We start from the raw sequence: 26,124 nt of genomic DNA, 5'->3' as shown, positions 1-26,124 counted from the left end.
CTTTAGCCCGCTTGCACGCTGCATGTCCTATCCGTTCCGGACAAGGCCGTCGGTGCCTGTTGCGGCAGGTACAGGGTGAAGGTCGTGCCCTTGCCCTCGACACTGCTGACCTTGATATCCCCCCCGGACTGCTTGGCGAAACCGAATACCTGGGACAACCCCAGCCCAGTGCCTTGCCCGGCGGGTTTGGTGGTGAAAAAAGGGTCGAATATCCGCTCGAACAGCTCCGTGCTGATGCCAACTCCCGTGTCGGTTACGGAAATCGCGGCATACGCGCACGGATCGGGAACCTCATCGCGGCTGACCGGCAGGTGCTGGTGGGCTTGCAGGCGCACGCGCACGGTGCCCACACCGGCCATGGCATCGCGGGCATTGAGCATCAGGTTGATAACCGCCGTTTCCAGTTGGCTGATGTCGGCGCGCACATGACACGGCGAAGCAGGCAAGTCCAGCTCGACATCAATGCTCGCGCCTGCTGCGGTATCGAACAGGTCGGCCATGGCTGCCAGCCGTGCCGCTGCGTCGAACACCTGCGGATTCAAGGCCTGGCGCCGTGCGAAGGCCAACAGTTGGCCGGTCAACTTGGAGCCGCGCTCGACCGTCTCGACCATGGTGCGTAGATAGCGCATGCGCCGATCGTCGTCCAGGCCCGGACGCTGCAAGAAATGCAGCGAGGCATGGATGATGGTCAATATGTTGTTGAAATCGTGCGCCACACCCCCTGTAAGCTGGCCGATGGCCTCAAGCTTCTGGGCCTGACGCAGTTCCGCTTCGGTGTGCAGCAGTTGCGTGGTGCGGGTCTGCACACGTTGCTCCAGGCTGGAGTTGAGCGCCTCGAGCGCAAGCAAGGCGGCCTGCGTTTCGCCCGTGGATTGGGCATGCTGGATATGCGCCCAACTGCGTTCGGTCACGTCACCGAGCAAGACCCGCTCGTATTCGGTCCACGCGTGCGCTGACGCGCTGTTGACCGCCATCAAGGCGGTGAGCCTTGCGCCTTTTATCAGCGGCACGCAGCACGTGGCATTGATCCCAAGGGCTGCAAATACAGCCGCCTCGGACTCGGGAAGTGCCTGCCTGCAATCATCGAGCGCCAATGTCAGACCGCTGCGCAGTCGGTCGTTCACCTGCTTGCCGAAAGCTCCCAGGCGATGCTCTCCGATCAACGAGGGGCTCGCGTCGGTCACCGCTTCACCACAGACCGTGAAGGTGTCATCGTCTGCTTGCATGACCGCATAGATACAGCTTGATAGCCCAAGGTGCTCAGCGAGCAGGCGCGTGGTCGTTGCCAGAATCTCCTCAGGGTCTACCGCTTGTGCCACTGCCCGGCCGAGGGTGTCCAGAAACGCCAGGCGTTGGTTCCCCAGCACGGTGGCCGTGGTTTCGGTGACGGTATCGAGCATTCCAAGCACATTGCCATGCAAGTCACGAATTGGGCTGTAGCAGAACGTGAAATAGGCACGCTCCGGCCCGTTGTTACGGTCGATGACCAAGGGGAAGTCCTGGATGTAGACCGCTTCGCCCTGGAGTGCCCTGTCGGCCATGCAGCGGATATCGTCCCATGCTTCCTGCCAGACCTCTGCAAACGGTACCCCCAGCGCCACCGGCTTGCGCCCTAGAATCGGGAGAAAGGCATCGTTGTGGAAGGTCAGCAGATCCGGCCCCCACAGCACAGCCTGTGGAAAATGCGAGCCCAGGCACAGCGCCAAGGTGGTCTTGAGGGTATCGGGCCAGTTTTCCAGCGGACCCAACGAGGTGCACGTCCAGTCATGCCCAAGAATGCGGTCGGCCATCACGCCGCCGCCTGCTAGCCACTTCGCCATCTGCTCTGCCGGTCATTGAAACAGGGTGCTCTAGGGTGCACCCTGAAGGCACGATTGGCGAGCGTTTTATGGCGCTTGGCCAGTCAGCGAATGAAGTGCACCTTGCCCACGTCATCGTTGCCGGTATAAATCCCGTAGACACCGGCCTGACGCTCGAGAATGTAACGCTCGAGAATCTGCCGGATGGCGGGGTAATAGATGTCGTCCCACGGGATCTGCTCTGGTTCGAAAAACCGATAGGCCAGGGTTTCCGGTCCATACTGGCCCGTTTCCTCGGTGACGAAGGCGCGGAAGATGATGTAGACCTCGCTGATCTTCGGCACGCTGAAAATGGAGTAGGGGCAGACGATCTCCGCCCGTACGCCGCTTTCCTCCCACACTTCGCGCAGCGCCGCCTGTTCGGTGGTCTCGCCGGCTTCCATGAAGCCTGCCGGAAGTGTCCAGGTGCCGGGGCGAGGGGGGATGGCGCGTTGGCACAGCAGGTATTTGCCGTCGCGCTCAATGATGCAACCGGCAATGATCTTCGGATTGATGTAATGAATGTAGCCGCAGCTGGCGCAGTGCAGCCGTTCATGGGTGTCCCCCGCAGGTGTGCCCTGGGCCAGCGTCGTGGTGCAATGAGGGCAGTAGCGGGGAGCACTGGGCATGATCAGCGACCTATGCGAGGTTCCTTGAGGGCCAGGGGAGCGACGATCTCGCGAACCTTGGCGTTGTCGTCTTGTTTCTGGCGCAGATAGTCCAGTGCAACCTTGGCGGCTGCACGCACGTGATCGACCGAGGCCTGGTGAGCTACCAGGGGGTCGCCGCTTTTGATGGCCTCGACCATTTTTTCCATTTCCAGGTTGCTGGCACCACGGCGGTTGGCCTGGGATACCGATGTGGCACGCAGGTAGCTGATGCGCGCCTGCAACTGACGAAGCTGCTGCGCCGCGACCTGGTTGCCCGAACCTTCGAGCAGCACGTCATAGAACCCTTGCACCGACTCGAGCACCTGCTGCAGCTCACCTTCTTCCAACGCCTCACGGTTGACGTCCAGGGCTCGTTCGAGCGCGCGGATGTCCTTGGCCTTGGCATTGAGCGTGAACAGCTGCACGATCAGGCCTTCGAGTACGCAGCGCAACTCATAGATGTCGCGTGCATCTTCAAGGGTGATGATCGCAACACGGGGGCCCTTGGCGTCGGCGAACTCCACCAGGCCTTCGGACTCCAGGTGGCGCAGGGCTTCACGCACGGACGTGCGGCTGACGCCAAGGCGGTCGCACAGATCGCGCTCCACCAGGCGGTCGCCTGGGAGCAGGTGGAAGTTCATGATCGCGCCGCGCAGTTTGTCGAGCACGATTTCGCGCAGGGTGACGGGGTTGCGATTGACCTTGAAGCTGTCGTCCAGTGGCTGGCGTTTCATCGAGTGCGCTCTGAATGAGGCTGCCCGGCCACGACCGTAACGGGGCACCACGACCCTGGGTGCTCCTTGCGTGGGTACGAACAGCCCGGTGTTAACGGGTGGACTCCGCGTCGGCCTCGGCGAACGCTTCCCGGGCCAGGCGGAAACTGTCCACCGCCGCCGGGACGCCGCAATAAATGCCGACCTGGAGCAGAATCTCGCGTATTTGCTCGCGGCTCAGGCCGTTGCGCAAGGCGCCGCGGATGTGCAGCTTGAGCTCATGTGGCCGGTTGAGTGCCGAAATCATGGCCAAGTTTATCATGCTGCGCTCCTTGAGCGACAAGCCTTCGCGGCCCCAGACATGGCCCCAGCAGTACTCGGTCACCAGCTCCTGCAGAGGCTGGGTGAATGCGTCGGCATTCTGGATCGACCGGTTAACATAGTCTTCGCCCAGGACCTGTGTGCGAATCTGCAGACCTTTTTCGTACTTTTCATTGCTCATGTACGCTACTCCGGAATAAAACAGGGGCGCTAAGGAGAGTTAGAGGCCAGCGCGCCCCTGAAAAAGTCGCGCCTCAGCCCAGTGGGGGCAGGGCGCCCAGCTTACCCTTGTGGTACACCATGGGCGTCATCGGGTCGGCGGGCAACACCAGGTTTTTAACGGCGCCCACAATGATTGCATGGTCGCCGCCGTCGTACTCTCGCCACAGCTCGCATTCGATGATCGCCGTGGCGTTGTCGAGCAGTGGGTTGCCCAAGGCGCTCAAGTGCCACTGTACGCCTTTGGCCTTGTCCTTGCCTTTGCCCGCGAAGGCGTAGGCTTCGGCCGTCTGGCCTGCCGACAGCAGGTGAATGGCGAACTGCTTGCTGTCGCGCAGGATCGGGTAGGTGTCGGAGGCGTAGTTGGGGCAGAACAGCACCAGCGCCGGGTCGATCGACAGCGCGCTGAAGGCACTGGCAGTGATGCCGACGATGCCACCCTCGGCGTCCAGGGTGGTGACGACCGTCACCCCGGACGGGAAGGAGCCCATCACGTCTTTGTAGATGCCAGGTTCGATCATCGGTGTTACCTCTTAGCGCATCACGAAGGGGTCGGGCATGGGGGCGGTGGACAGGTTGATCCACACGGTTTTCAGCTCGGTGTAGGCCAGCACGGAGTCGATGCCGCTTTCGCGTCCGTAGCCGCTGTTCTTGAAGCCGCCGATGGGCGCCATGGCAGATACGGCGCGGTAGGTGTTGACCCAGATGATCCCCGAACGCACGTCGCGCGCCAGGCGGTGGGCACGACCCAAATCGCGGGTCCAGATACCGGCGGCCAGGCCGAACTGTGAATCGTTGGCAATGGCCAGCGCCTCTTGCTCGGTCTTGAAGCGAATGACGGCCGCCACCGGTCCAAACACCTCTTCCTGCATGATGCTCATCGAGTTGCTGTCGCATTCGAACAGCGTTGGCTCGTAGAACCAGCCCTCGCCGTCGACCTGGGCCCGTTTACCGCCCAGGTGCAGCTTGGCGCCTTCGGCCTTGGCCGCGGCGACCAGTTGTTCGACCACGGCCAACTGCTGTGCAGTGGCCATCGGGCCCATCTCGCTGGCATCGTCCTGGGGGTTGCCAATGCGAATGCGCTGGGCACGCTCGATCAGGCGCTTGACGAACTCGTCGAAGATTTCATCCTGCACCAGCAGGCGCGACCCGGCCACGCAGCTTTGTCCGGACGCTGCATAGATCCCCGCCACGGCACCGTTGATGGCGCTGTCGAGGTCGGCGTCTGCAAAAATGATGTTCGGCGACTTGCCGCCGAGCTCCAGCGACAGCTTGGCGAAGTTCTCGGCGCTGCTGCGCACCACGTGGCGAGCGGTGGCCGCACCGCCTGTGAAGGCGATCTTGCGCACCAGCGGGTGACGGGTCAGCGCCGCGCCGGTGCTCGGGCCGTAGCCTGTGACCACGTTGACAACGCCAGCCGGAAACCCTGCTTCCAACGCCAGGCGCGCCAGTTCCAGAATCGTCGCCGAGGCATGCTCTGAGGGCTTGAGCACGATGGTATTGCCTGCAGCCAGGGCCGGCGCCAGTTTGATCGCCGTCAGGTACAGCGGGCTGTTCCACGGGATGATCCCGGCGACCACACCGATAGGCTCGTGCACGGTGTAGGCGAACAGATCCGGCTTGTCCAAGGGCAGCGTGCCGCCTTCGAGCTTATCGGCCAGGCCTGCGGTGTAATGGAAGAACTCTGGCAGGTAACCCACCTGACCGCGGGTTTCGCGGATCAGCTTGCCGTTGTCACGGCTTTCCAATTGGGCCAGGTGTTCCTTGTTCTCGGCGATCAGGTCCCCGAGACGGCGCAACAGCTTGCCACGGGCTGTGGCGGTTATACCCCGCCAAGCCTGGCTTTCGAATGCCCGCTGCGCGGCTTGAACCGCCAGCTCCACATCGGCTTCGCCTGCGTCCGGCAGCTGCGCCCAGGGCTGTGCGGTGGCCGGGTTCAGGCTGTCGAAGGTCTTGGCGCTTTGCGCATCGCACCATTGGCCGTCGATGCACATCTGAAAACGAACGAGGCTCATGCCACAATCCCCTTGGCTGATTCGGTCAGGCTGCGGGCTTTGGCGAGAAAATCCAGCAGCATCTTGTTCACTTCGCGCGGTGCCTCCACCGGCATCATATGCCGCTGCTCGGCCAGCACCACACTGTGCGCACCCGGGATACGGGCGGCGAGCTGGCGGGCCATGGCCGGAGTAGAGCCGGTATCGAGCTCACCCGTGGCGATCAGCGTCGGCACCTGGATGCTGCCCAGATCACCTGCGCGGTACATGTCCTGGGTGGCAAACAACGAATAGGTGGTGTGATAACCCTGTGGGTCGTTGCTGGCCAGCACTTGACGGATGGCAGCCACCTGGGCGGGGTTCGCCGCCTTGTACTCGCGGCTGAACCAGCGGTCCAGTGCCGCCTCGACATTGGCGTCCGGGCCCAGCTCTGCTGCCTGAGCGGCACGGGCAATAACCCCGGCGCTCTGTTCGGGGCTGCGGTTGAAGACGCTGTTGAGCACCACCAGGGCAGCGATGCGCTGGGGGTAGTGCAGGGCGAAGGCACGTGCGACCAGGCCGCCCATGGAGAAACCGACGACGATGGCTTGGCTCAGTTGCAGGTGATCGAGTACCTCGGCCAACTGGGCGGCATAGCCTTCGAGGCCGACGTCGGCCGGGGGCAAGGCACTCTGGCCGTGGCCGAGCATGTCATAGGCGATGACGCGGTAGTCGTTGGCCAGGCCAACGATCTGACCGCCCCACATTTCCTTGTTCAGGCCCACTCCGTGAATGAGTACCACGGGTTGACCCTGACCGACGGACAGGTAACTGGTGCCGGCGGGGGTGCGTTCAGCGACGGGCTGAATCATGGAGGGCGCTCCTTTGAGGTCGGGGGTGGCGAAAGGATCGCCACACCCAGGCCCGGCTTGATTGTTGTTATTGAGCGTTGGCCTTCTCGGCCGCCAGTTCTTCCAGGTCGATGTAGCGGTTACCAATGCGCGGGTGCAGGCGGCCGCCATCGGCAGCGCCAAGAACCACCACGATTTCATCGGCGCGCGGTGCGTCCTCGATCTGCATTTCCAGAGTGATGTAGTGCGAACGCAGGCCTTCGTCGTCTTTTTGCATCATCGGAATCTGGATGGACGTGCCAGGGCCACCGCGCTTGTTGGTAAAGCTCAGGTAGCTTTTGGCCTGCACGGCTTCGCGGTAGTGGTTGCCGAAGCGCAGGGTATGGATGACGGCCGATGCGTGTTCGATTTCACCGTCGGCGCCCACCACTGCCGCCTTGCCGTAGGCCTCGATCTTGTCGGCACCACCGATGGCGGCGGTCAGTCGCTCGACCATCAGCGCGCCGAGTTCCGAGCAATGCGCGCGGATTTCGGGCTTGAGGTCGTCGACGAAGCCACGGCCAGCCCAAGGGTTCTTGATGACCACCGCCAGGCCCACCATGGTGACCGGCGTGTCAGTGGCTTTGCCACCTTCGATACGGGTCTCTTCGGAGTAGGTGACGATCTTGCGAATTTCAAAACTCATGGGGGGCTCCTGTACGGTGTGATCAGATCTTGTTGTCTGATGGTATACCATAATATTTGTTCTGCAAGCACTGCGTGGCGTTTTCTCATCCCACCGAGACGAAAGGTGAGCTGATGTGCAGGTCCGCATCGCATCTGTATTGAGCGCGCTGGGGCGGTACCTGTATTTGGGCTGAAAAAAACCCGCTCGCGCATGGCCAGACGACCCGCGCGAGCGGGCATGCCCCGCAAAGAATCAGGTAAAGGGAATTCAGGTGAATGCCGGGATCACTTCCTTGATGAACAGCTCCAGCGATTTTTTCTTCTCGGCGTGGGGCAAACTGTTGTCACACCAGAAGCTGAATTCATCGACGCCCAGTTCCTGGTAGTACTTGATGCGCGCGATGATTTCTTCCGCAGTGCCAATCATGGTGTTCTTGCGGATGTTCTCCAGCTCGAATGCAGGCACTTCGGCGAACTTCGCTTCAGGGCTGGGCTCCAGGAAACCATTGACCGGCGTGGTCTTGTTGCCGAACCAGGCGTCGAACGTGCGGTAGAAACGCGAGATGGCGCTGGCGCCCACCTTCCAGCCGTCCGGCTCTTGCGGGCTGTGTACGTGGGTGTGGCGCAATACCATCAATTGTGGGCGCGGCACGTCGGGGTTGTTGTCCAAGGCGGCCTGGAACTTGTTGCGAAGGTCCAGCACTTCCTCGTCGCCCTTCATCAGCGGCGTCACCATCACGTTGCAGCCATTGGCCACGGCGAAGTTATGCGAGTCAGGGTCACGGGCCGCGATCCACATGGGTGGAGTGGCATTGAACGGCTTGGGAACACTGGTGGAGGTCGGGAACTTGTACACCTCGCCTTCATGGGCGTAGTCACCCTCCCACAGCTTGCGTACCACAGGCACCATCTCGCGCAGTGCCTTGCCGCCATCGGTGGCTGGCATGCCATTGGCCATGCGATCGAATTCGAATTGATAGGCGCCACGGGCCAGGCCCACTTCCATGCGCCCGTTGCTGATCACATCGAGCAAAGCGCATTCGCCGGCGACGCGGATCGGGTTCCAGAACGGGGCGATGATGGTGCCGGCACCCAGGCGGATCTTCTCGGTGCGCGCCGCCAGATAAGCCAGCAATGGCATGGGGCTTGGCGAAATGGTGTATTCCATGGCGTGATGTTCGCCGATCCACACGGTGCTGAAACCGCCGTCTTCGGCCATCAAGGTCAGTTCGGTGAGGTCTTCGAACAACTGGCGGTGGCTGACCTGTTCATCCCAACGTTCCATGTGCACGAACAACGAAAATTTCATGGGCAATTCCTCGGACTGGGTAGTGTCACCCGGCGTACCGCCGGGTATCGCAGCGGACAGCGCAATGCTTTGCGCCAAGTGCGTTCAGGGGGGGCAGAGGTCAGGCGAGTGCAGGCAGGCTGGCCATCTTCCCGCGGCAGTAAACCATCGGCAGCGGCGCTTGCTCCGGCACGATCAGGTTGTGCACCTTGCCCACCATGATTGCGTGATCGCCCCCTTCGTATTCGCGCCACAGCTCGCATTCGATCACGGCGGTAGCACCGGCGAGAATGGGATTGCCCAGCGCGCTCAACGACCACTCGATGCCGGCGGCCTTGTCCTTGCCCTTCTTGGCGAAGGCGTAGGCCTCGGCCTGCTGATTGCCGGACAGCAGATGAATGGCGAAGCGTTTGTGCTTGATCAGCACCGGGTAGGAGTCGGAGGTGTAGTTGGGGCAGAACAGCACCAGGGGAGGGTCCATCGACAGGGATGAGAAGGCGCTGGCGGTCAAGCCAACGACCGAGCCGTCGTCGTCCAGGGTGGTGATGACGGTAACGCCGGAGGGGAAGGAACCCAGGACGTTCTTGTAGACGGTTGCGTCGATCATCTGATGTACCTCTTTAAAGCTGCGGTGGGCCGCGGTTTTTATCGTTGATGTGTCTGATGGTATACCGTAATACCTTTTTTGCAAGCACATTTTTAGACTTGGCTAAAACCGCGATGAGTGGTCCAAACCCGCGTGTTTAAAGGGTTACAAGCGCTCATGATCACTTTTCGTTAATGGCTGAATCGGATCAGCTGGCATTTAGAAATGCGGATCAGTATTGTCAAAAACCTGGAATACCATAATATGGTCTTCAGCTGAGAGGCCGCCTAGATGCGGTTTCCTTACAACGATAAAAACGACCTTTCGAGCTAAAAACCATGTCCCAACCGTCGTCGCAACATCAGTTTGTCGAGAATCACACGGTCGATTACGTTCCACCTGCCGAGCGCCATGGGAAGGCGCGCGACCTGTTTACCCTCTGGTTCAGCACCAACATTGCGCCACTGCCCATCGTCACCGGCGCCATGGTGATCCAGGTGTTCCACCTGAACCTGTTGTGGGGGTTGATCGCTATCGTCATGGGGCACTTGCTGGGAGGCGTGGTGATTGCCCTGGCCTCTGCACAGGGGCCGCAGCTGGGCATCCCGCAGATGGTGCAGAGCCGGGGCCAGTTCGGACGCTACGGCGCGCTGCTGATCGTTTTCTTCACCGCGCTGATCTACGTGGGCTTCTTCATTTCCAACATCGTGCTGGCAGGCAAGACCATCCACGGCATCGCACCCACGGTCCCCATGCCCGGCGCGATCGTGATCGGCGCCTTGAGCGCCACTGCCATTGGCATCGTGGGCTATCGCTTCATCCATATTCTGAACCGCATCGGCACTTGGGTCATGGGCTCGGCGTTGCTGGCTGGGTTCATCATGATGTTCACCCAGGTACTGCCGGGCGACTTCTTCAGCCGTGGTGCCTTCAACCTGTCCGGGTTCATCGCCACCGTGTCGCTGGGCACGATCTGGCAGATCAGCTTCTCGCCGTACACCTCCGACTATTCGCGCTACTTGCCGCGTGAGGTAGGGATCGCGCGTCCATTCTGGGCGACCTACTTTGGCGCCACCCTGGGCACTATCCTGTGCTTCAGCTTCGGGGCAGTGGCCGTGCTGTGCGTGCCCGAAGGCACCGATGCCATGGATGCCGTCAAACAGGCCACCGGCTGGCTCGGGCCGATCCTGATGGTGCTGTTCCTGCTCAACATCATCAGCCATAACGCCCTGAACCTGTACGGCGCCGTGCTTTCGATCGTGACGGCAATCCAGACGTTCTTCGCCCAGTGGACGCCGAGCATCAAGGTGCGTGTGGTGCTGGCCAGCGTCATCCTCGTGGCCTGCGCACTGGTGGCGCTCAATGCATCGGCCGACTTCATCAGCCAGTTCATCGGTCTGATCCTGGCGCTTCTGCTGGTGCTGGTACCCTGGGCATCGATCAACCTGGTCGACTTCTACTTGATCAAGAAAGGCCAGTACGACATCGCCTCGATCTTCAGCGCCGACGGCGGCATCTATGGCCGCTTCAACCACCACGCGATCATTGCCTATGCCTGCGGCATCCTGGTGCAATTGCCATTCGCCAACACGGCGCTGTATGTCGGCCCGTACTCGAACATCGTCGAAGGGGCCGATCTGTCGTGGCTGTTCGGTTTGTTGGTAACGGTGCCGCTGTACTACTGCCTGGCAACCCGTGGTAAGGCAGCGCAAAACGTGGGGCGGGTGGTCAGCGTCAGCAAGTGAGCCAGTGGCCTCACGTTGGGGGGCCGCTGGTCGGCCCCTCTCTCAGGATTACACCTTGAATTGCGCAACCATGGCATTGAGGTCTACCGCCAGGCGTGACAGATCCTGCGCTGCTGCGCTGGTCTGGTTGGCCCCGGCCTAGGTCTGCATTGACAGATCACGGATGTTGACCAGGTTGCGATCCACTTCTCGGGCCACCTGAGCCTGCTCCTCCGAGGCGCTTGCGATCACCAGGTTACGCTGGTTGATCGAGGCGATGGCTTCGGCGATGACCTCAAGCGCGCGCCCTGCACCCTGGGCCACCTCCAACGTACCGGCCGCCCGACCCTGACTGCTGGACATCGCCGTCACGGCGCGTTCGGTGCCGTTCTGGATGCCCGCGATCATCTGTTCGATTTCCGCAGTCGATTGTTGAGTGCGGTGGGCGAGGGCGCGCACTTCGTCGGCCACCACCGCGAACCCTCGGCCCGCTTCACCTGCCCGCGCCGCTTCAATGGCGGCGTTAAGTGCCAGGAGATTGGTCTGCCCTGCGATAGCGCCGATCACGTCCAGCACCCGGGTAATGGCATCGGCGCTGCTGGCCAGCTGCTGCACCTGCGCCGAAGTGCCGGTAACTTCGGCTACCAACTGCTCGATGGATTGCAATGCCTGGTTGACCTGGTCGCGGCCGTCGCGGGTCGTGCGGTCTGCGTCTTTGGAAGCATCGGCCGTGCTCACGGCATTGCTGGCAACTTCTTCCACGGCGACGGTCATCTGGTTGACGGCCGTGGCAGCCTGGTCGATTTCGGCGCTTTGCTGGTGCAGACCACGGCTGGTGTCTTCGGTCACGGTGTGCAGCTCTTCGGACGCCGACGCCAGTTGGTCCGACGAGGTCGCAATGCGGGCAATGGTCTGGCGCAGGTTGGCTTGCATGCGGGCCAAGGCCTGCAGCAGCAAGGCGGGCTCGTCGCGGCCCTCGGCCTTGATGGGCTGGGTCAGGTCACCGGCCGCCACGCGCTCTGCGGCGGTAACGGCTTGGGCTAGCGGCACGATGATGCTGCGTGTGAGCAGGTAGGCGATCATCACCAGTGCCAGCAGGATCACAACCAGTGCCGTGATAACGGCCACCAGTGCCTCATCGGCCACGTCGCTGCTCAGTTGGGAGGCAGCTTCTGCGCCTTTGGCGTTGAAGGCGATGAGCGTGGACATGGCTTGCATCATCGTTTCGGCACGTGCCGTCAGCGGGCCGTTGATCAGCTGGCGAGCCCTGTCCATGCGCCCGGCCGAAAGCTCGGCCAGGACCGTTTCCTGGAGCTCGTGGTAATGCTGGTAGGCGCTGCGAGCGGTTTCGAACAGCGCGCGGTCTTCGTTGGACACGATGGTGGCCACATAGGCCTCGAAGCCTTCATCCAATTCGCGTTCGATACTCTGGATCGTACTCAGGTAGCGGGTGCGCTCGCTGGCATTCTCTTCCAATGCACCGCGCAGGGTGAGGGCGCGAGTACGGCCCAGGTTGCTGTTGATTGCACTGAGCGACATGACGGTGGGCATCCAGGTCAGGCGGATTTCATCCGTGGACTCATCCATCTGCTGTGTTTCATACAGGGCGACCAGCCCCATGGTCAGGATCAGCATGCCTAACAAGGCAAACACGCAGGCTGCGCGAATGCCGATCTTCATGTTCCTGAAATGCATTGAAGGCTCCTAGGGAAGGCGTGCAGGGGCGAGGCGCGTTGACGCAAGCCGTTCGAAACGGCGACAAGCTCTGGGGATGCTATGGGGCAGGAGAGGGAGAGCGGTGGACTTGAACGCGCGGATGATGACATAAAGCCATTATTGTAGGACAGTCATGCAATGTAACGAGATGAGAGTGCCGGTGCCCCTACACTGAGTTCTTGAAGCGGCCTCTCACCGTCCACTTTGCTGACGCCGATACGCCCCCGGTTGTACGCCCACGGCCTTGGCGAAGGCACGCGTGAACGCCGCTACCGATTGATACCCCGCCTGAGCACCTACCTGCTCGACCGTATGGCCGGCGCGCAGCAACTGGCTGGCATGGCGCATGCGCAATGCCAACAGCACTTGGCCGGGTGACTGCCCGGCCAGCTCGCTGAAACGCTTGAAGAACGCCGACCGCGACAAACCCGTGGACGCCGCCATGCGTTCCAGCGTCCAGATGGCCCCAGGCGCCTTGATCAACTGTTCGAGCAAGTCCGCAAACACCGGCTGGCGGGCAAGGGCGATCAGCCCACCCAGCGGCTGAGCGCCATGCACCTGTTGGCGTAGGGCATACAGGAACAACAGGTGCGTCAGTCGCTCCAGCAAGACTTGAGAGGGCCCGTTGGCGCGCCGGCATTCTTCCAGAATCAGATCGAACAAGGCACGTGCAGCGCTACCTGCGGGATCCTCGGCGCGCAGGATGATCAGATCGGACATTGCGTCGATGATCAGCGCCGAGAGGCCGCTGTTGAAATGGAAGAACCCACAGACCAGGCCCACCCCATCGCTCGCCTCGGCATCAAGGGGCTGCATGGGCTGGCGCGGTTGGGCGCAGGCCTGCGCGGCATCGGCTTCGCTGGCAAGCCGATAACTCACGTCACGCAGCAGGAACACGGCATCGCCGCGCTCCAGGCGCACCGGCTGCTCGAGGGTCTCTGCGTGCAGCCAACAGCCGCCTTGCACGACCAGGTGAAAACTGGCGTGGCCCATGCCGTGGGTGCTGGCGTGCCAGCCTCCACAGTAACGGCCGACATGAAACAGGCTGGCGTCTAGCTCGAGGCTTTCTAATAACCGCTCGACGAGATGGCTGGACGAAATCATCTAAGGCAAACACTCAGGAGCAAGTAAAAACGACTGATGAATATGGAGCGTACTTCTTATAACCAACAGACTGTACTGATACACGGCAAAGGAGAGTACCCCATGTCCTCGCGCATTACCCTACACGACCTGCAGACCGCACCAGAGGCGGCCAAGCCGTTCCTCGAAAACGCCCAGAAGAACTCGGGCTTCATCCCCAACCTGCTGCGTGTCCTGGCCAACGCCCCAGCCGCGCTGGAAACCTATGTCACCGTTTCGGCGTTGAACGGCAAGTCGGAGCTGACCTTGGCCGAGCGCGAAGTGGTGCAGTTGATCGCCGCCACCCAGCACGGTTGCGACTTCTGCGTGGCGGGCCATACGGCAGTGGCCCTGAACAAAGCCAAGCTGCCCCACGAAGTGGTCGACGCCCTGCGCGCGCGCGGCGAGCTTCCCGACGCGCGATACGAAACCCTGGCGGCGTTTGCCCGCGAAGTGATCGCCACCCGCGGCGATGTGAGCCCGGCCACTTATCAGGCTTTTCGCGACGCGGGCTTCACCGAGGGCAATGCGCTGGAAGTGATTCTGGGTGTCAGCCTCGCAACCCTGTGCAACTTTGCTAATGTGTTCGCCCAGACGCCGCTCAACGACGAGCTGGGTAAGTATCGCTGGCAACAGCCGTCTGCGTAAGACGCAGGCAACCCGCCGCTTTGGCGGTCGGTGCAGGAACGGCCAGTGGCCGTGAACGGGTCGCCAGGCGGCCGCGGCGTTTCAAAAGGAGCAAGAAAACATGCAAGAGTGCGCATTTCGACAGTGGCTGGATGCCAATGCCGAAGCCATCGACCGTGGCCAGTGCGAGCCGCAACAGGTGCTGTCCCAGATAGCGCAGTCGCAATTGCTGCGCGTTGGCATCGACCCTGCCCTGGGCGGTTCAGGTGGCCAGATCACCGACGCGGTGGAGGCGATCGCAGCCATTGCCAGCCGTTCACTGGCCACGGCCTTCGTGTGCTGGGGGCAGCGGGCCTTCATCGAATACCTGCTGCAGAGCCCCAATGCCGGGCTGCGCGAACGGCTGCTGCCTGCGCTGTTGAGCGGTGAGCTGGCCGGCGCCACGGGCTTGTCCAACGCCATGAAGTTTCTTTCGGGTATCGAGACGCTACAGGTGCGCGGCCGGCCCCAGGAGGATGGCTGGGATTTGGAAGGGCGGTTGCACTGGGTGACCAACCTGCGCAAGAGCGGCTTCGTTGTAGCCGCTGCGATCGAGGATGACGCCGGTGGCGCCCCCTTCGTGCTGGCCATTCCGTCCGATGCACAAGGTCTTGAGCGCTCTGACGACCTGCAACTGATGGGCTTGCAGTCGAGTAACACCGCTGCGCTGGCCTTCCACCAGGTGCAATTGTCGCGTGACTGGTTGCTGCACGACAACGCCCGCCAGTTCCTGCCCCGTGTGCGGCCGGCTTTCCTGGGGCTGCAGTGCGGCATGGCCATCGGCCTGGCGCGTAGGGCGCTGGAAGAAGTCCAGGGTCACCTGCACGGGCGCGCTTCGTTCCTGGATGAAGCCAGGCAGGTACTCAGTGCCCGCCTGGAGAACACCGTGAGTGAGCTCAAGCAAGGGCTGCTCGATGAGCGCTTCAGGGAGCAGCCGGCAGCGCTGTTCAAATTGCGCATCACCCTGGCCGAGTGCGCCGCCGATGCCGTGCAGCTTGAGCTTCAGGCCAGCGGCGGCAAAGCTTACCTGTGCGAATATGGCGAAGGCTTCGCGCGGCGCTGGCGTGAGTCAGCCTTCGTGCCCATCGTCACGCCCAGCCTGGTGCAACTGCGCGCTGAACTTCATCGCCAGGCAGCATCGGCATGACTCACGTTGTGCTACAAGCCAAGGACATCAGCCTGGGCTACCCCCGTGCCGAGGGCTGGCAGCAGGTACTGGCCCGGTTCGACCTGCAACTGGCCCCAGGCGAGGTGGTGAGCATCCTGGGCCCCAGCGGTGTCGGCAAGTCCAGCCTGCTGCGCGTGCTGGCGGGCCTTCAGCAACCCCAGGGCGGGCACGTGATGTTGCACGGCCAGCCGCTGCAGGGCCCGCATCCGCGCCTGGCGGTGGCCTTTCAGGACCCAAGCCTGCTGCCTTGGCTGAGCCTGGAGAAGAACGTCGCCTTCGGCCTGGACTTCGCCCGCCAGCCAACGCTTGCCGCAGACGAGCGCCGGGCACGCGTCGACCATGCCATTGCTGCGGTAGGCCTGGACCATGCGCGCAACCAGTACCCGGCCCAGCTCTCCGGCGGCATGGCCCAGCGCACGGCATTGGCCCGTTGCCTGGCGCGCCAGCCAGAAGTGCTGCTGCTCGACGAGCCGTTCGGCGCGCTGGACGAGGTGACCCGCGCCGACATGCAGCAACTGCTGCTGCAATTGATCGCCACGCACAACACCGCGGCGGTCCTGATTACACATGACATCGACGAAGCCCTGCTGTTGTCCGACCGCGTATTGCTACTGGGCGACCACCCAGCGCACACGCTCGGCCAATGGCTCGTCGACCTGCCGCAACCCCGGACGCAGCAGGTCGAGGCATTGGGCGCCTTGCGCATCGAGATTCTCAAAACCCTTCGGCGGGCAAGCCGCACAGTCGAACCCCAACCCACCCCCTTGCCCTCGGAGGCTGTCCATGTGCATGGATGACTGCTGCGCCGCTTCTTCGCGTCGCGATTTTCTCAAGATGAGCGCGCTGCTGACCGCAGCGGGCGCATTGCCGCTGCTGTCCAGCTTGCAGGCACGCGCCGCCGCCGAACCCGATGCGCCTGTGCGCATCGGTTATCTCCCCATCACCGATGCCACCCCGTTGCTGGTGGCGCACAACAATGGCCTGTTCGAGGCCGAAGGCATCAAGGCCGAACGGCCGGTCTTGCTGCGCAGTTGGGCACAGGTGATCGAAGCGTTCATTTCCGGGCAGGTCAACGTCATTCACCTGCTGTCACCGATGACGGTATGGGCGCGTTACGCAAGCAAGGTGCCGGCCAAAGTGGTGGCCTGGAACCACGTGGGCGGCTCGGGGCTGACGGTGGCGCCAGATATTACCGACATGAAACAGCTCGGTGGCAAGACCGTGGCCATTCCGTTCTGGTATTCGATTCATAACGTTGTGCTGCAACAGATGCTCGCGGACAGTGGCCTGACCGCCGTGTCCAAACCCGCCACAGCAGCGCTTGCCGCCAACGAAGTGAACCTGCTGGTGCTGCCTCCCTCGGACATGCCCCCGGCCCTGGCCAGCAAGCGCATCGCCGGCTACATCGTCGCCGAGCCGTTCAACGCCTTGGCCGAAAACCTCAAGGTCGGGCGCGTGCAGCGCTTCACCGGGGACGTCTGGCGCAACCACGCCTGCTGCGTGGTGTTCATGCATGAACACGACCTGAACAACCGCCCGGACTGGTCGCAGAAGGTGGTCAACGCCATCGTCAAGGCCCAGCAATGGACCCGCGAGCACCGGGCGGAGGCGGCTGCTTTGCTGTCCAAGGCAGGCCCTAACAAGTACACCCCACACGACCCCGCGGTGTTGACCAAGGTGCTGGCACCTGCTGCCAGCGACCGTGCCGACTACATCGCCACCGGTGCCATACAGCACCAGCAGTGGGATGAGAAACGCATCGACTTCCAGCCTTATCCATACCCCAGCTACACCCAGGAGCTCGTCACGCGGCTCAAGCGCACCTTGATCGAAGGCAATAACGCGTTTCTCGCCGACCTGGACCCGGCATACGTGGCCGGTGACTTGGTAGACGATCGTTTTGTGCGCAATGCCATCGCCAGCGTTGGGGGGCCTTCGGTCTTCGGTATTGCCGACACCTTCGAGCGCAGCGAGGAGTTCGCGGTCTGATGCGCAAGCATGTGGTGCATGCCAGCCTGGGGCTGGCCGGATTGCTGGGGTTGCTGCTGGTCTGGTGGGCAGGGGTGGCAGCCTTCGGCCAGCCCGATGGGCTGTCGGCACGCTTCTCGCCCTCGGCCACCTTTACCAGCCTGATCGAGTTGCTTGGGCAAGGCGAGGTGTACGGACATATCTGGGTGAGCCTCAAACGCATCCTGATCGGTTTGCTGCTGGCGCTGCTGATCGGTGTGCCCCTTGGGCTGCTGGTGGGCAGCTACCGGCACCTGGAGGCGGCGACTACCCCTGCGTTCCAGTTCCTGCGCATGATCTCGCCGCTGTCGTGGATGCCGGTGGTGGTGATGCTGATGGGGGTGGGCGATCAGCCCATCTACTTCCTGCTGGCGTTCGCTGCGCTGTGGCCGATCCTGCTCAATACCGCTGCCGGGGTGCGGCAACTGGACCCGCGCTGGCTGCAGCTCAGCCGAAGCCTGAGCGCCACCCGTTGGGAAACCCTGTGCAAGGTGGTTGTCCCCGGCGTGATCGGGCACGTGCTCACAGGGGTAAGGCTGGCCATCGGCATTTTGTGGATCGTGCTGGTGCCCTGCGAGATGCTCGGGGTAAGCGCAGGCTTGGGATACTTCATTCTCGATACACGCGACCGCCTGGCCTATTCCGAGCTGATGGCCATGGTGCTGCTGATCGGGGTGCTGGGCTTTGCCCTGGATGCGCTGGCCCGCGGTCTGCATCGCCGTTGGGTGCATGCCTGAGTGCGGACGACCTGCGCCTTGTCACCGGCGCAGGAGCAGGGGAATCAGTGTACCGTCAGGCGTTGCTGCACGCAGGCCTGGGCCTGAAGGGCTAGCTCATCCAGATGCTCGTCCCGACGCTGTTCGGCCTCGATCATGGCGTCTTCGCCGTGCTGGTTCAGCAGATAGGTGTGGATTTGCATGACTTCGGTCGTCTGGTAGATAGGCGCGATGTCCAAGCGCCCGATCAGGGCATCACCGCCTTGCCCGGTACTGCTCATCAGTACCTGTGGGCCGTTGGCCGAGACCGCTTGCATACCCATGGCTTCGAACCACGGCACCTGGTGGGCAAAGGCATTCAGTTCAGTGTAGCGGTACTGAGCCTGCAGGTCGGCCAGCAAGGCGCGTGCGATCCCATGGCGGCGGTGCGTGGGCGCTACAGCGAGAAATGCCAGGGCGCAGGCCTGGTCGTCGTTGTCGGCTGGCAATGCCAGAGCAAAGCCCAGTAACTGGTCCGGGGCATCGGCATCGAGTGCCAGGGTCAGGGCAACGCGCAGCCCGCGGGTACCATCGAGTGCTTGCAGATACTGGTGCACCTCCATGCCTACACCGTACTGGTACAAGGGGTACAACGGGTTATCAGGCGTAATGGCGACACTGCTCAGCTCACCCACTTCGTGGATGACCAGTTCACGGATCTGGTTCTGGAGCGACTCGGGTGGCACGCTGGACAGGCGGCTCAGGATGTACATCGGCAAACAGGCTCCGGCGAATGGGATACAGCCCGCAACATGAGTGCGCGGGCTGTACAGTCTACCCGTTTTTGCCGTTATCGCCGTGGGCGCGCGTGGCGTCGATCATCAAGTCCAGGTTCTGCACGGCAGCCCCGGCAGCCCCTTTGCCCAGGTTATCGAAGACGGCGGTCAACAGCACTTGGCCTTGCGAGGGGTTGGCGTACAGGGCCAGGCGCAGATCATCGGTCCCGTTGAGCGCCTGCGGGTCGAGGCGCTCGGCTGTGCCCTGGGTTTGCAGCGGCATCACCTTCACATGGCGGGCGCCTTGGTAGCGCTGCTCCAGACACCCCTGCAACTGCTGCGCGCTGACCTGGCCGGGCAGCAAGCGCAGGTGCAGGGCGATGCTGAGGACGATGCCCTGGCGATAGGCGCCGTAGGCGGGCATGAACATGGGGCGGGCCGATAGAGCGGCGTGGGCCTGGATCTCGGGCACGTGCTTGTGCGCCAGGTCCAGCCCGTACATGAGCAAGGCCGAGGCGGCGCTACCGTCCTGCTGCTCGTGCCGCTGCACCGCTGCGCGCCCGCCGCCGGAATAGCCCGAGATGGCATGGATGGCCAGCGGGTAGTCGGCAGGTACCAAGCCTGCCGCGATCAGGGGGCCGAGCAATGCGATCGCGCCCGTCGGGTAGCAGCCAGGGTTACTGACCCGGGTACTTTGGCCGATATGCGCAGCCTGGTCCCGATTCAATTCGGCGAAACCGTAGGTCCAACCTGGCGCGGTGCGGTGGGCGGAGCTGGCATCGATCACCCGCACACCGGGGTTGTGGATCGCGCTCACCGCTTCGCGTGCAGCGTCATCGGGCAGGCAAAGTATGGCGATGTCGGCACGGTTGATGGCCTCGCTGCGGTACCTGAGGTCCTTGCGCTGCGCGTCGGCAAGTGTCAGCAGGCGCAGGTCCGTGCGAGCGTGCAGGCGGGCATGGATTTGCAGCCCGGTGGTGCCTTGATCGCCATCGATGAAAACAAGAGGTAGATGCATGTTCACGTGTCCAGGCGGGTAGGTCGGACACCAGAGTCGCTCAAGCTGGGCATAAAGAAAATTTACATTTCATGACTGGCACGTTCAGTTATTCTGAATCTTCCGACGTTTACTTCAGGGAAGCCGTAGCCCTGTGCGTGAAATCAGCCTTGACCGCCTGCGTACGCTGGTGGTGATCAGCCAGCTTGGGTCTTTTGCGGCGGCAGCCCGTCAGCTCAATCTGGCACCCCCCACCATTAGCCTGCACGTGGCCGAGCTGGAGTCGCGGGTGGGCGCCACGCTGCTGACCCGCACACGCGGCCAGGTTCGGCCGACAGCCATCGGCGAAACTCTGCTGGTGCGCGCCAGACGCCTGCTTGCCGATGCCGAAATGGCTCTGGATGAGGTGCGCAATCAAGTGCAAGGCCTGACAGGCCGCGTGCGGCTTGGCGCATCGACCGGGGCCATCGCGCACCTGCTGCCCGAGGCGCTTGAGCACCTGCGCAGTGAACACCCTGGCATCGACGTGCAGGTGCAAGTGCTCACTTCACAGGCCTCCCTGGTGCAACTGCGTGAAGGGCTGCTGGACATTGGCCTGGTAGCGTTACCACAAGTGGCGGGCAAGGGCCTGGCGGTCACCGCTTGGCGCCGAGACCCCATCCTGGCCTACATGCCGGCTGACTGGCAGCCGCCGGCAGCTGTCACCCCCCAGTGGCTGGCCGAGCGGCCTTTGATTCTCAATGACAGCAGTACGCAGTTGTCGCGGGTCTGCACCGAATGGTTCGCAGCGGCCGGGCTGCACCCACAGCCGCGCATCGAGTTGAACTACAACGACGCGGTCAAGCGCCTGGTAGGCGCCGGCTACGGTGCAACATTGCTGCCGCAAGAAGGTGAAGTGGCGGAGGCAGACCCGCGTCTGGTCTGTCGACCTTTGCGGCCTGGGTTGTGGCGGCAGTTGGGGATCGCCTGGAGGGACGCCAGGCAGGAGACGGCTACTACCTTTGTGCTCCAGGCACTGAAGCGGCTGGGTCAGTAGTATGGGAAGGCGCAGTAGCGGTGAATGCTGGGGATGACGGGTTGAGCACTTATGGGAACAGGGCTGCGCAGCAGCCCCAGGATTTCAGCTTCGCAGCGCATATTGCCGGGGCCGCTTCGCAGCCCATCGCGGCGCGAGGCCGCTCCCACACGGGGGTGAGCTGTCCGTTAGATGCGGTGAAAGACAGTTGCTCCTACACTGATCGCTTGCCGTCGGAGTTTACGTGTTCATCAGACTAAGTAGGAAACTGCCTTGCACTCCATGTGAAAGCCCGCAAGCCCCATGTAAAAGTATGTGTGTTGAGCGGGTTCGCCGACCGTGCCCGGTGAACGGCACTGTGCCAGGCTGATGCCGCCCCGTGTAGGAGCGGCTTCGTGCCGCGATGGGCCGCATAGCGGCCCCATGCCTTCAGCTTCGCATCACAAATTGCTGGGGCCGCTGCGCGGCCCATCGCGGCGCAAGACCGCTCCTACACGGAAATCGGCTAGCCTTTGGGGGTAGTGCTAGGCAGTTGCTTTTGCGAGAGTCTGAGCCCCAGGTCTTCAGCTCGGGTTAGAGATGGTCGCGACAGCTCTAGGCTCGTCCCGGCCAGTCTGACGAGCCGGCAAGTCCGTTTTGAACTTGCAGATCTGCCGGTCTGTGCAAGACGACAATCCTCAATACAGTCCTAGAACCAGCGATCGTTCTTTTTCCGCCCACGGGTCAAGGCCGGCAGGATGAGCCCGACCAACAAACCGGCCCCTGCGATGCTGCCGCCATACACCATGTAGCGCATCATCACCTGCTTGTTCTCGTCACCCAGGCGCGCCTGAGCGTCGCGAAGGTTCGATTGGCTCTGGTCCAGCTGCTCGTTCAAGTCCTTGTTGCGCGCCTGGAGTTCATCGACCAGTTGCTTGCGCGAATCCAGGGTTTCCTGCATACCCTGCACCCGGTTTTTCCAGCTGTCATCGATGGTCTTCAATTGCCCTGTCAGCTCGGCCACCTGAGCATCGAGCTGAGGCAGGCGCTCGTTCTGACCGGGCACTGACTGCAAGTCACTGGAGAGGATCCACACCACATCACCGTTTTGTCCACGAACCTGACTGTAGTTGCCCTGAGTACCGATCAGCGTCAGTGGCTGCCCGGACTTTAGCGTACCGACGATACGGTGGCCGTCGGTCGGGCCACTGCGTACGTAGGTGCTGAGGCTGTCGCTGACCCAGCGTGCATCGCTGGCTGGCGCCTCGGCGTGCGCGGGCGTGACAAGCGCCAGCGCGCTGGCAAGCAGACCGCCGCGCAGGGCAGTGAGGGCAAAGGCAGTTGGGCGGGAGTCGGGCATTTTGGGGTCTTCGCTGAAACTGGACAAATGTAGGCCGGTGGATGGGCCGCGAACCGGTCGGGTAGTGAACCGTCAGCGAAAGACCGTTTTTTTGTAAGCTGGTTCACCGCTAGCATCGCGAAAAGTCTTCAACATGTTGCGCAAATGGATGAGCTGCGCAGCAGTGAGCACCAGATCAATTTGGATGATCGTCAGGCACTCCGACCGTCAATTCGTCAGGCAGGGGCAGTAAGGGCGAGGCCTGCAGGGCCCACCAGGCATTTTTTCTGTAGACCGGTTTGAATTGGTAAACCTGCCCGCGGCAGGGCGGCGTACCTGGGTCGAGCAGGTGTCGCCCCTGAAGAAGAAAGCTGACGCCGTTGGCTCCCAGAATGCAGCCAAACGCCTGGTCGGTATCGAACCAGGCGACTCTACCTTGCAGGAGGTCATTCATGGGCGCTGCGCTCATTCGGCTGGGAGGCGCTGACGATATTGCGTCGGTCGCTGGCAATACGAAACTGGCACTTTTACCAGTTTCGCGGGTAGGTATCAGAGCGACCGATCTGCTGACCTCATGATTCGGTCAGCTCCTTGGTTGCAACCGCTTTCACCGAGGCTTTCTTCTCCTGAACGACGATGTAGAACTCTTCGCCATGCTTGACGGCGCCATACAACACGGCCTTTTCGATCAGCTCGGTACCGCGAAGATGGCGCAGCATCATGGGGTCCTTGCGCAGGTCGCGATAAAGCGCCAGGCATAGCAGCACCATGACCAGTACGAAGGGCAGGGCCACTACGATGGTCAGGTTCTGCAGCCCGGTCAGGGCTTTGTCTGGCGCGCTGGGGTCACCGATGGCCAGCATGATGGCTGCGACCGTGCCGGTGAGCGCTCCCCAGAAAATCACCGTGCGCCGCGAAGGGGAAGTGGTGCCATGTTCGGACAGCGTCCCCATGACCAGTGACGCCGCGTCGGCACCGGAGACGAAGAAGATACCGACCAGGATCATCACCAGGACCGACGTGGCAGAGGCCAACGGGTAACTGGCGAGCAATTGGTACAGCGCATGGTTGCTGTTGACCGCACCATCCGCCAGTACGAAGGCGCCTTCGCGCAAGGCATCGATGGCCGCCCCGCCGAAGATGGTGAACCACACCAGGCTGACCAGGCTCGGCACCAGCAACACCCCGGTGACGAACTGGCGAATGGTACGCCCCCGGCTGATGCGGGCGATGAACATGCCAACGAAAGGCGTCCAGGAAATCCACCACGCCCAATAGAACACCGTCCAGCCAGCCAGCCAGGCGTTCATGGGTTCGCCGCCGCTTGCATTGGTACGCGCCATCATTTCCGGCAGCATCTTGATGTAGATGCCGATCGATGTCGGCAGCAGGTTCAGCATCAGCAAGGTAGGCCCGACCAGGAACACGAACACGGCGAGCACCAGTGCGAGCACCATGTTGGTATTGGACAGCCACTGGATACCCTTGCCGATGCCCGACACGGCCGAGGTGACGAAGGCAATGGTCAGCACGGTGATCAGTGCGATGTAGAACAGCTTGCCGGGGTGCTCGATCCAGCCGTTGTATTCGAGGCCGCCTGCAATTTGCAGCGCACCAAGCCCCAGCGATGCGGCCGAGCCGAACAGCGTGGCAAAGATTGCCATCATGTCGATCAGACGGCCGAGCGGGCCATTGGCATGCTTGCCGATCAAGGGCCTGAAGGCTGCGGATATCAGTTGGGAGCGGCCGCGCCTGAAGGTGCCGTAAGCGATGGCGAGCCCGACGATGGCATACATCGCCCAAGGGTGCAGCGTCCAGTGAAACAGGGTGGTGGCCATGGCCACCTGCATCGCTTCGCTCGACTGGCCAGTGGTCGAGCCCGGCGGCGGGGAAACGTAGTGCGACAACGGCTCGGCCACGCCGAAGAACATCAGGCCGATGCCCATGCCGGCACTGAACATCATCGCCACCCACGACACCGTTCGAAACTCAGGTAGTTCTCCATCCCGGCCCAGCGGTACGCGACCATATCGACTGGCAGCCAGCCACAGCACGAACACGACGAACACAGTAGAGGTCAGTACGAAGAACCAGCCGAAGTTGAGAATGACCCACGACTGCGCACTGGACGCGCTACTGGCCAAATTGACCTGGTTGAGGAAACCCCACAGCACGAACGCGATGGCCAACAGGCTGGTCAAGCCGAATACGACCCAGTCGAGCTTGCCCTCCAGGCGCCGGTCCTGTCGGGCTTCGTCGGTTTTGGAGGGGTCGGTAACGCCAAGATCGGGTGTCTCTGCGGAGTGTTCCTTTGCCATGAAGTTGGAGCCCTGTGTGGCGTGCCTGCTGAAACAGGCTTGTTGTTGTAGAGGCGAGCGCGTGGTGGCGTTCTCGGCAGGGTGGTTTGCCGGGCGATTATCCTGCGCGTCAAATCCCGCTGCCTGTCCCGGTTGCGCCGTGGGGCTTCCATTGCGCGACCTGCTGGTCACTTTTAGTTCCTGGGCGGATGACCCTTTCTGTGCCGTGTTCTGTTAACCTGATCGACATCACCCGGGCCTGCTTGTCCGAGTAGCGTGGACACGCTGCTGCTCGTGGCCTGGGCCGCATCAGGAAACGGAGATTCGTCAACATGGCCACTGATCGTGTGAGCCTGATTCATTTCGATAAATTGAGCATGAGCCCCGCCGCCGCCGATCGCTTCCAGCAGGCCCTCGACGCCCTGGAAACGCTGAAACTGCAGGATCGTTATGTCTACCTCATCGCGCCTTATCTGGGTGATATCGCCGACGCCTCCGATGCTGAACAATTGGCCACTGCCGTCGAGCAAGGCCTGCGCGTGGTCGACGAGCTGCTGAGCGGCAAGTCGGTCACCAAGGCCAAGGCCGACGAGGTGCGCGAGGTGTTCCAGCGGGCAGGGGCGCGCGCGCGGCTGGAACTGACCGCCTGAAGCAGCTTGTTGTCTAGGGCCCAGCGCAGGGATAGAGGTATCACAGCGTCGTCTGCCGGAGGTCTCGCATGATCAAGGGTTGGGTTGGCCTGTTGTGCCTTGGGCTATTGCCACTGCTGGCAATGGCTGCCGAGCCGTGTAAACGGCTGACTGCCACTGGAAACCCGGAATATCCCCCCTACCTTTGGCGTGACCCCCTGGACCCGCACCATCTGATTGGGGCCAATGCGGATCTGGTCACGCGCCTGGCCAACAGCCTTGGCCTGGAAATCGACGTCCTCTATGTAGGCCCTTGGTCCAGGGCCCAGGAAGAGGTTCGTACCGGCAGGGTCGACCTGATGGCCGGCTACTTCATCACCGACGCCCGCCAGCAGCAGATGGACTTCATCCTGCCGGCATTCCTCTACACACCGAGCGTGATCTGGGCCCGTCAGGGGCATGGCTTCGTCTATGGGCAATGGTCGGACCTGCAGGGGCTCAAGGGTGGAACGCTGGTCAATAACAGTCACGGCCAGCCGTTCGATGCTTACGCCAAGCAGCACCTGACGCTCGAGGCGGTGCCCAGCGCCAGGCAGGCTTTCGAAAAGCTGATGCACGGGCGCAGTGACTATGTGATCTATGAGCAGTACCCAGGCCTAGCCCTGGCGCGCACCTTGGGCATCGACCAGCAGGTGCTGGTGCTGCAGCCTCCTGTCTCCAGCGAAGGCCTGTACCTGGCCCTGTCCAAGGCTTCGCCGTGCAATCAGCCGGCGCTGCGCGAAGCCCTGAGCCGGGCGATGCAGCAGCTCAACGCGCAGGAGGTACCGCAGCAGCTGCTCAAACTCAACCTGGAGCGCAGCCGCTAAGGCCTTCCGGTGCTCGAATGCGC

The 26,124-nt window shown here is 62.4% G+C and carries 26 protein-coding genes; 9 read left to right on the top strand and 17 right to left on the bottom strand.

Annotated features, from left to right (window positions below; translation table 11 throughout):
- Nucleotides 1–2: 2 nt before the first annotated feature.
- The 10 genes from CWR53_RS11670 to CWR53_RS11625 all read right to left on the bottom strand — a co-directional run bounded on the left by CWR53_RS11670 (nt 3) and on the right by CWR53_RS11625 (nt 9,126).
- Nucleotides 3–1,820, bottom strand: coding sequence for an ATP-binding protein (locus CWR53_RS11670; protein ID WP_100851579.1), 1,818 nt, complete (start codon nt 1,818–1,820; stop codon nt 3–5).
- A gap of 83 nt (nt 1,821–1,903) precedes the next feature.
- Complete coding sequence (locus CWR53_RS11665; RefSeq protein ID WP_058638363.1) at nt 1,904–2,467, bottom strand: NUDIX hydrolase; 564 nt, start codon at nt 2,465–2,467, stop codon at nt 1,904–1,906.
- A gap of 2 nt (nt 2,468–2,469) precedes the next feature.
- On the bottom strand, nt 2,470–3,222 hold the full coding sequence (locus CWR53_RS11660) for a GntR family transcriptional regulator (RefSeq protein ID WP_058605900.1): 753 nt from the start codon (nt 3,220–3,222) through the stop codon (nt 2,470–2,472).
- Nucleotides 3,223–3,313: 91 nt separating this feature from the next.
- Nucleotides 3,314–3,703 (bottom strand): carboxymuconolactone decarboxylase family protein, encoded by a 390-nt coding sequence (locus CWR53_RS11655; RefSeq protein WP_023535056.1) that lies wholly within the window; start codon nt 3,701–3,703, stop codon nt 3,314–3,316.
- A gap of 73 nt (nt 3,704–3,776) precedes the next feature.
- The gene (locus tag CWR53_RS11650) at nt 3,777–4,262 is read right to left on the bottom strand and encodes a flavin reductase family protein (protein WP_058605899.1); all 486 of its coding nucleotides are present in this window, start codon (nt 4,260–4,262) and stop codon (nt 3,777–3,779) included.
- Nucleotides 4,263–4,274: 12 nt separating this feature from the next.
- A complete protein-coding gene (locus tag CWR53_RS11645; RefSeq protein ID WP_058605898.1) occupies nt 4,275–5,756 on the bottom strand; it encodes an aldehyde dehydrogenase in 1,482 nt (493 codons plus the stop codon).
- Complete coding sequence (locus CWR53_RS11640) at nt 5,753–6,586, bottom strand: alpha/beta fold hydrolase (protein WP_100851578.1); 834 nt, start codon at nt 6,584–6,586, stop codon at nt 5,753–5,755. The genes CWR53_RS11645 and CWR53_RS11640 overlap by 4 nt, the downstream gene beginning before the upstream one ends.
- Before the next feature lie 67 nt (nt 6,587–6,653).
- Nucleotides 6,654–7,250, bottom strand: a complete 597-nt coding sequence (locus tag CWR53_RS11635) for an amino acid synthesis family protein (protein WP_058605896.1) — start codon at nt 7,248–7,250, stop codon at nt 6,654–6,656.
- 249 nt (nt 7,251–7,499) lie between these two features.
- Nucleotides 7,500–8,540, bottom strand: coding sequence for an LLM class flavin-dependent oxidoreductase (locus CWR53_RS11630; RefSeq protein WP_058605895.1), 1,041 nt, complete (start codon nt 8,538–8,540; stop codon nt 7,500–7,502).
- A gap of 100 nt (nt 8,541–8,640) precedes the next feature.
- Complete coding sequence (locus CWR53_RS11625; protein ID WP_023535123.1) at nt 8,641–9,126, bottom strand: flavin reductase family protein; 486 nt, start codon at nt 9,124–9,126, stop codon at nt 8,641–8,643.
- A gap of 317 nt (nt 9,127–9,443) precedes the next feature.
- Between CWR53_RS11625 and CWR53_RS11620 the strand changes: the two genes are divergently transcribed.
- A complete protein-coding gene (locus CWR53_RS11620) occupies nt 9,444–10,850 on the top strand; it encodes a cytosine permease (protein WP_058605894.1) in 1,407 nt (468 codons plus the stop codon).
- A gap of 138 nt (nt 10,851–10,988) precedes the next feature.
- Here CWR53_RS11620 and CWR53_RS11615 read toward each other — a convergent pair whose 3' ends face one another.
- Nucleotides 10,989–12,464: a methyl-accepting chemotaxis protein gene (locus CWR53_RS11615; RefSeq protein WP_375335495.1), complete on the bottom strand. Its 1,476-nt coding sequence runs from the start codon at nt 12,462–12,464 to the stop codon at nt 10,989–10,991.
- A gap of 273 nt (nt 12,465–12,737) precedes the next feature.
- Nucleotides 12,738–13,649, bottom strand: a complete 912-nt coding sequence (locus tag CWR53_RS11610; RefSeq protein WP_100851577.1) for an AraC family transcriptional regulator — start codon at nt 13,647–13,649, stop codon at nt 12,738–12,740.
- 102 nt (nt 13,650–13,751) lie between these two features.
- Between CWR53_RS11610 and CWR53_RS11605 the strand changes: the two genes are divergently transcribed.
- From CWR53_RS11605 to CWR53_RS11585, 5 genes are all read left to right on the top strand, one after another.
- Nucleotides 13,752–14,315, top strand: coding sequence for a carboxymuconolactone decarboxylase family protein (locus tag CWR53_RS11605; RefSeq protein WP_023535132.1), 564 nt, complete (start codon nt 13,752–13,754; stop codon nt 14,313–14,315).
- A 100-nt stretch (nt 14,316–14,415) separates the two neighbouring features.
- Nucleotides 14,416–15,480, top strand: coding sequence for an acyl-CoA dehydrogenase family protein (locus CWR53_RS11600; protein WP_100851576.1), 1,065 nt, complete (start codon nt 14,416–14,418; stop codon nt 15,478–15,480).
- Nucleotides 15,477–16,298: an ABC transporter ATP-binding protein gene (locus CWR53_RS11595; RefSeq protein WP_058605890.1), complete on the top strand. Its 822-nt coding sequence runs from the start codon at nt 15,477–15,479 to the stop codon at nt 16,296–16,298. The genes CWR53_RS11600 and CWR53_RS11595 overlap by 4 nt, the downstream gene beginning before the upstream one ends.
- Nucleotides 16,285–17,490, top strand: coding sequence for an ABC transporter substrate-binding protein (locus CWR53_RS11590; protein WP_100851575.1), 1,206 nt, complete (start codon nt 16,285–16,287; stop codon nt 17,488–17,490). Before CWR53_RS11595 ends, CWR53_RS11590 begins: the two co-directional genes overlap by 14 nt.
- Nucleotides 17,490–18,245 (top strand): ABC transporter permease, encoded by a 756-nt coding sequence (locus CWR53_RS11585; protein WP_058605888.1) that lies wholly within the window; start codon nt 17,490–17,492, stop codon nt 18,243–18,245. The genes CWR53_RS11590 and CWR53_RS11585 overlap by 1 nt, the downstream gene beginning before the upstream one ends.
- A 44-nt stretch (nt 18,246–18,289) precedes the next feature.
- On the opposite strand, the gene CWR53_RS11580 is transcribed toward CWR53_RS11585, so the two are convergent.
- Complete coding sequence (locus tag CWR53_RS11580) at nt 18,290–18,976, bottom strand: GNAT family N-acetyltransferase (protein ID WP_100851574.1); 687 nt, start codon at nt 18,974–18,976, stop codon at nt 18,290–18,292.
- 61 nt (nt 18,977–19,037) lie between these two features.
- A complete protein-coding gene (gene argC, locus CWR53_RS11575) occupies nt 19,038–19,997 on the bottom strand; it encodes an N-acetyl-gamma-glutamyl-phosphate reductase (protein WP_100851573.1) in 960 nt (319 codons plus the stop codon).
- A 133-nt stretch (nt 19,998–20,130) separates the two neighbouring features.
- Between argC and CWR53_RS11570 the strand changes: the two genes are divergently transcribed.
- Nucleotides 20,131–21,012, top strand: coding sequence for a LysR family transcriptional regulator (locus CWR53_RS11570; RefSeq protein WP_100851572.1), 882 nt, complete (start codon nt 20,131–20,133; stop codon nt 21,010–21,012).
- 667 nt (nt 21,013–21,679) lie between these two features.
- On the opposite strand, the gene CWR53_RS11565 is transcribed toward CWR53_RS11570, so the two are convergent.
- The 3 genes from CWR53_RS11565 to CWR53_RS11555 form a co-directional block, all read right to left on the bottom strand.
- Nucleotides 21,680–22,330 (bottom strand): TIGR04211 family SH3 domain-containing protein, encoded by a 651-nt coding sequence (locus CWR53_RS11565; protein WP_058638351.1) that lies wholly within the window; start codon nt 22,328–22,330, stop codon nt 21,680–21,682.
- Between the two features lie 175 nt (nt 22,331–22,505).
- Nucleotides 22,506–22,763: a hypothetical protein gene (locus tag CWR53_RS11560; RefSeq protein WP_058605373.1), complete on the bottom strand. Its 258-nt coding sequence runs from the start codon at nt 22,761–22,763 to the stop codon at nt 22,506–22,508.
- Between the two features lie 118 nt (nt 22,764–22,881).
- Entirely contained in the window at nt 22,882–24,627 is a 1,746-nt protein-coding gene (locus tag CWR53_RS11555; RefSeq protein WP_100851571.1) for a BCCT family transporter, read from the bottom strand.
- Nucleotides 24,628–24,938: 311 nt separating this feature from the next.
- On the opposite strand from CWR53_RS11555, the gene CWR53_RS11550 reads away from it, so the two are divergent.
- Entirely contained in the window at nt 24,939–25,256 is a 318-nt protein-coding gene (locus tag CWR53_RS11550; RefSeq protein WP_058605375.1) for a hypothetical protein, read from the top strand.
- 68 nt (nt 25,257–25,324) lie between these two features.
- Nucleotides 25,325–26,101, top strand: a complete 777-nt coding sequence (locus tag CWR53_RS11545; protein ID WP_058605376.1) for an ABC transporter substrate-binding protein — start codon at nt 25,325–25,327, stop codon at nt 26,099–26,101.
- Nucleotides 26,102–26,124 lie beyond the last annotated feature (23 nt).

The organism is Pseudomonas sp. SGAir0191 (assembly GCF_002812565.2).
Taxonomy (GTDB): Bacteria; Pseudomonadota; Gammaproteobacteria; order Pseudomonadales; family Pseudomonadaceae; genus Aquipseudomonas; species Aquipseudomonas parafulva_B.
Note: the sequence above shows the minus strand (reverse complement) of the source record. Positions and strands in the feature narration are given on the sequence as shown.

What these genes read in the sequence shown, in the direction of transcription:
- CWR53_RS11565 (WP_058638351.1), bottom strand. Translation starts at nt 22,330, where the DNA reads ATGCCCGACTCCCGCCCAACTGCCTTTGCCCTCACTGCCCTGCGCGGC.
- CWR53_RS11545 (WP_058605376.1), top strand. Translation starts at nt 25,325, where the DNA reads ATGATCAAGGGTTGGGTTGGCCTGTTGTGCCTTGGGCTATTGCCACTG.
- CWR53_RS11620 (WP_058605894.1), top strand. Translation starts at nt 9,444, where the DNA reads ATGTCCCAACCGTCGTCGCAACATCAGTTTGTCGAGAATCACACGGTC.
- CWR53_RS11635 (WP_058605896.1), bottom strand. Translation starts at nt 7,250, where the DNA reads ATGAGTTTTGAAATTCGCAAGATCGTCACCTACTCCGAAGAGACCCGT.
- CWR53_RS11550 (WP_058605375.1), top strand. Translation starts at nt 24,939, where the DNA reads ATGGCCACTGATCGTGTGAGCCTGATTCATTTCGATAAATTGAGCATG.
- argC (WP_100851573.1), bottom strand. Translation starts at nt 19,997, where the DNA reads ATGCATCTACCTCTTGTTTTCATCGATGGCGATCAAGGCACCACCGGG.
- CWR53_RS11640 (WP_100851578.1), bottom strand. Translation starts at nt 6,586, where the DNA reads ATGATTCAGCCCGTCGCTGAACGCACCCCCGCCGGCACCAGTTACCTG.
- CWR53_RS11560 (WP_058605373.1), bottom strand. Translation starts at nt 22,763, where the DNA reads ATGAATGACCTCCTGCAAGGTAGAGTCGCCTGGTTCGATACCGACCAG.
- CWR53_RS11625 (WP_023535123.1), bottom strand. Translation starts at nt 9,126, where the DNA reads ATGATCGACGCAACCGTCTACAAGAACGTCCTGGGTTCCTTCCCCTCC.
- CWR53_RS11665 (WP_058638363.1), bottom strand. Translation starts at nt 2,467, where the DNA reads ATGCCCAGTGCTCCCCGCTACTGCCCTCATTGCACCACGACGCTGGCC.
- CWR53_RS11670 (WP_100851579.1), bottom strand. Translation starts at nt 1,820, where the DNA reads ATGGCGAAGTGGCTAGCAGGCGGCGGCGTGATGGCCGACCGCATTCTT.
- CWR53_RS11590 (WP_100851575.1), top strand. Translation starts at nt 16,285, where the DNA reads ATGTGCATGGATGACTGCTGCGCCGCTTCTTCGCGTCGCGATTTTCTC.
- CWR53_RS11660 (WP_058605900.1), bottom strand. Translation starts at nt 3,222, where the DNA reads ATGAAACGCCAGCCACTGGACGACAGCTTCAAGGTCAATCGCAACCCC.
- CWR53_RS11645 (WP_058605898.1), bottom strand. Translation starts at nt 5,756, where the DNA reads ATGAGCCTCGTTCGTTTTCAGATGTGCATCGACGGCCAATGGTGCGAT.
- CWR53_RS11655 (WP_023535056.1), bottom strand. Translation starts at nt 3,703, where the DNA reads ATGAGCAATGAAAAGTACGAAAAAGGTCTGCAGATTCGCACACAGGTC.
- CWR53_RS11605 (WP_023535132.1), top strand. Translation starts at nt 13,752, where the DNA reads ATGTCCTCGCGCATTACCCTACACGACCTGCAGACCGCACCAGAGGCG.
- CWR53_RS11650 (WP_058605899.1), bottom strand. Translation starts at nt 4,262, where the DNA reads ATGATCGAACCTGGCATCTACAAAGACGTGATGGGCTCCTTCCCGTCC.
- CWR53_RS11595 (WP_058605890.1), top strand. Translation starts at nt 15,477, where the DNA reads ATGACTCACGTTGTGCTACAAGCCAAGGACATCAGCCTGGGCTACCCC.
- CWR53_RS11630 (WP_058605895.1), bottom strand. Translation starts at nt 8,540, where the DNA reads ATGAAATTTTCGTTGTTCGTGCACATGGAACGTTGGGATGAACAGGTC.
- CWR53_RS11600 (WP_100851576.1), top strand. Translation starts at nt 14,416, where the DNA reads ATGCAAGAGTGCGCATTTCGACAGTGGCTGGATGCCAATGCCGAAGCC.
- CWR53_RS11615 (WP_375335495.1), bottom strand. Translation starts at nt 12,464, where the DNA reads ATGCTGATCCTGACCATGGGGCTGGTCGCCCTGTATGAAACACAGCAG.
- CWR53_RS11585 (WP_058605888.1), top strand. Translation starts at nt 17,490, where the DNA reads ATGCGCAAGCATGTGGTGCATGCCAGCCTGGGGCTGGCCGGATTGCTG.
- CWR53_RS11555 (WP_100851571.1), bottom strand. Translation starts at nt 24,627, where the DNA reads ATGGCAAAGGAACACTCCGCAGAGACACCCGATCTTGGCGTTACCGAC.
- CWR53_RS11580 (WP_100851574.1), bottom strand. Translation starts at nt 18,976, where the DNA reads ATGTACATCCTGAGCCGCCTGTCCAGCGTGCCACCCGAGTCGCTCCAG.
- CWR53_RS11610 (WP_100851577.1), bottom strand. Translation starts at nt 13,649, where the DNA reads ATGATTTCGTCCAGCCATCTCGTCGAGCGGTTATTAGAAAGCCTCGAG.